Genomic DNA, 3,579 nt, shown 5'->3' with positions numbered 1-3,579 from the left:
GGGGCCAACTGCGTGCCTGGGCGGCGGCGGTTCGGAAGCGGGTGATTCATCGGGGCATCCATGTAGGGGGAACGGCCGGCGAGGCGGCCGCGATTGGAGGCGAAACCGAACGGCCCGCGCCGGCGCTCGCGGCGCACAGCGGGTGCGGCCTCGGCGGAGGTTTGCGCGGATCGGTCGCGGCGCTGCCGCCGGGTCCGGCCCGGAACATCGCCCGCGGCCACGCCGGCAACGGCGGGCGCTGGCGCGAGGTCGCGGCGACGACGCTGTGGAAGGGGTGGATCGCGCTCATCGCCGAACCTCACGTTGCTCCGGAAGGTGCAGTCACTGTCGGATTTGCGATCGTTCCGTGGCAGTGCGCGAAGACATTCATCGCCGATGACAAGCGTCATCAACGGTGCGAAACGAGGCCTCGGGGTGAGGGCTGAACCGCTCTCGTTCAGGGGGTTATCGAGGCTCGGCGGACGTGATAGACTCGCTTAAATCATTGAAATGAAAAGAAAATTCGTCGAAAGACGATGCTCTTACGCAAAAATCTTGCGCAAGCTTTCTTGGTTTCAAGGGGTTACGTGGGGCACTGATTTCAGTCCCCTTCGTTTGATGTGAGAGATGGCGCTTGGCAGCCGGGGGCTGCTGCAACCGCGAGCGTCCTGCCACGACGGCGGACCGGTCTCCCACGGACTACACGGCAGGACGCCGACGACATATTGGAGATCGACATGACCAACCTGCTCAGCCAACTCGCGCCGCTGCGCGCCCACGCCGGCAAGCGCCGCACCGTCGGCCTGGACGACGACACCGTCGCCCGCTTCGCCGTCACCCATCCCGAACTGGGCGAAGCCATCGCCGCGGCGGCCGCCGAATACGCGCTGATCCGCGACCTGCACGCCGAGTTGCTCGACCTGGACGAAGACGCCCAGATCCACGCGGTCCAGGACGGCTACGTCAATTTCTATCCCGACGACGGCGTCAACCCGTACATCGCCCTGTCCGCGCGCGGCCCCTGGGTGATCACCCTGAAGGGCGCGGTGCTGCACGACTCCGGCGGCTACGGCATGCTCGGCTTCGGCCACACCCCCTCGGCGGTGATCGCGGCGATGGCCAAGCCGCAGGTGATGGCCAACATCATGACCCCGTCGCTGTCGCAGCTGCGCTTCGAGCGCGCCCTGCGCGGCGCCATCGGCGTGGAGCGCGGCGGCTGCCCGTACGAGCGCTTCTTCTGTCTGAACTCCGGTTCCGAATCGGTCTCGCTGGCCGCGCGCATCGCCGACGTCAACAGCAAGCTGATGACCGACCCGGGCGCCAAGCACGCCGGCCGCGCGATCAAGCGCGTGGTGGTCAAGGGCAGCTTCCACGGCCGCACCGAGCGTCCGGCGCTGTATTCGGACTCCTCGCGCAAGGCCTACACCCAGCACCTGGCCAGCTTCCGCGGCGAGGACTCGGTGATCACGGTCGAGCCGTACGACACCGACGCGCTGAAGAAAATCTTCGCCGACGCCGAAGCCAACCAGTGGTTCATCGAAGCGATGTTCCTGGAACCGGTGATGGGCGAAGGCGACCCGGGCCGCGGCGTGCCGCCGGCGTTCTACGCCGCCGCGCGCGAACTCACCCGCAACCACGGCTCGCTGCTGCTGGTCGACTCGATCCAGGCCGGCCTGCGCGCGCACGGCGTGCTGTCGATCATCGACTACCCCGGCTTCGAAGGTCTGGAAGCGCCGGACATGGAGACCTACTCCAAGGCGCTCAACGCCGGTCAGTACCCGCTGTCGGTGCTCGCGGTCGGCGAACGCGCCGCCTCGTTGTACCGCAAGGGCCTGTACGGCAACACCATGACCAGCAACCCGCGCGCGCTCGACGTCGCCGTCGCCGTGCTCGAGCAGGTCACCCCGGAACTGCGCGCCAACATCCGCGCCCGCGGCGCCGAGGCGATCGCCAAGCTGGAGAAGCTCAAGAGCGAACTCGGCGGCCTGATCACCAAGGTCCAGGGCACCGGCCTGCTGTTCTCGTGCGAACTCGCCCCGCAGTTCAAGTGCTTCGGCGCCGGTTCGACCGAAGAATGGCTGCGCGAACGCGGCATCGGCGTGATCCACGGCGGCGTCAACTCGCTGCGTTTCACCCCCAACTTCACCATCGGCAGCGATGAGCTGGAGCTGCTGGTGTCGATGGTCGGCCGCGCCCTGCGCGAAGGCCCGCGCGCGCAGCAGGCCGCGGCGGCCTGAGGGCTTGTGCTGAGGAGTGAGCGCGCAGGAGTGAGAAGTGAGCGAAAGCTTGCTTCTGCTCCGGCTCTTGCTCACTCTTCACTTCTCTTCGCTCAATTCAGGGAATCGAATGATCCGTTTATCGAACAAGGAAACCGGCGCCGACATCGGCGAGATCAGCGAAGAGGAACTGCAGATCCTGGTCGCGGCGCTGGAAGAAGAAGACAGCAAGGACCAGGACTACTGGATCGATCACGCGGTGGTGGACATGATCGAGATCGATCATCTCAATGCCGGTTCGTTGATTACGGTGTTGCGTGCGGCGATCGGCAGCAGCGACGGGATCGAGATTCAATACGTTCGTACCGCTTGAGCCGCGCTGGTTCGGCGCTGCGAGGAAAAGGCCGGGCGACCGGCCTTTTTGCTGTCTGCGCCAACAACGCGTCGCCACTCCCCGCCCCCACGCACCATTCCCCCCTTTGAAAAAGGGGGGCTAGGGGGGATTTGCCTTTGCTGTTGCTTTTGGGGGGAGCAAGAGCAAATCCCCCCTAGCCCCCCTTTTTCAAAGGGGGGAACTGCATGCGCTGGGGTCGTGAGGTCGTCGCACTTCCGATGGCCACGCTTGCACCCTGCCCCATAACCATCAATCCTTTGCGGCACCGATCGCCGCCGCACCCCAGGTCACCCATGAAAATCGTCGAAGTCCGCCACCCGCTCGTCCAACACAAACTCGGCCTGATGCGCCGCGCCGACAACAGCACCAAGTCGTTCCGCGAACTGGCCTCGGAAGTGGCGACGCTGCTGACCTACGAAGCCACCGCCGATCTGGAAACCGAAGAGGCCGTGGTCGAAGGCTGGGCCGGGCCGGTCACCACGCGCCGGATCAAGGGCGCCAAGGTCACGCTCGTTCCGATCCTGCGCGCGGGCCTGGGCATGCTGCCGGGCGTGCTCGAACTGATTCCGGCAGCCAAAGTCGGCGTGGTCGGGTTGCAACGCGATGAAGAAACCCTGCAGCCGGTCGGCTACTACGAAAAACTCACCGGCCGCATGGACGAACGCACCGCGCTGATCCTCGACCCGATGCTCGCCACCGGCGGCAGCCTCATCGCCACCATCGACCTGCTCAAGAACGCCGGCTGCAAGCGGATCAAGGGCCTGTTCCTGGTCGCGGCGCCGGAAGGGTTGAAGGCGCTGGAAGCCAAGCATCCGGACGTGGAAGTGTTCACCGCCTCGGTCGATGAGCGGCTCAACGAAGTCGGCTACATCCTGCCGGGGCTGGGCGATGCGGGCGACAAGATCTTCGGGACCAAGCATTACGCCTGAGGCTGCGGTTACACCGGTTCTTGTTGCGATTGGGGCCGGTGCGAAAACAGCAAAATCAAAA

The 3,579-nt window shown here is 65.5% G+C and carries 4 protein-coding genes; all 4 read left to right on the top strand.

What is annotated here, in order from left to right; all coding sequences use genetic code 11:
- Nucleotides 1-425: hypothetical protein (locus V7787_RS52455; protein WP_336095405.1), on the top strand; the 425-nt coding region annotated here is incomplete at its 5' end.
- A 291-nt stretch (nucleotides 426-716) separates the two neighbouring features.
- Entirely contained in the window at nucleotides 717-2,216 is a 1,500-nt protein-coding gene (locus V7787_RS52450) for an aminotransferase class III-fold pyridoxal phosphate-dependent enzyme (RefSeq protein ID WP_336095404.1), read from the top strand.
- A gap of 109 nt (nucleotides 2,217-2,325) precedes the next feature.
- Nucleotides 2,326-2,568, top strand: a complete 243-nt coding sequence (locus tag V7787_RS52445; RefSeq protein WP_310980809.1) for a hypothetical protein — start codon at nucleotides 2,326-2,328, stop codon at nucleotides 2,566-2,568.
- Between the two features lie 314 nt (nucleotides 2,569-2,882).
- A complete protein-coding gene (upp, locus tag V7787_RS52440) occupies nucleotides 2,883-3,518 on the top strand; it encodes a uracil phosphoribosyltransferase (RefSeq protein WP_336095402.1) in 636 nt (211 codons plus the stop codon).
- Nucleotides 3,519-3,579: the final 61 nt, after the last annotated feature.

The sequence above is a fragment of the Pseudomonas sp. CGJS7 genome (assembly GCF_036961695.1).
Note: the sequence above shows the minus strand (reverse complement) of the source record. Positions and strands in the feature narration are given on the sequence as shown.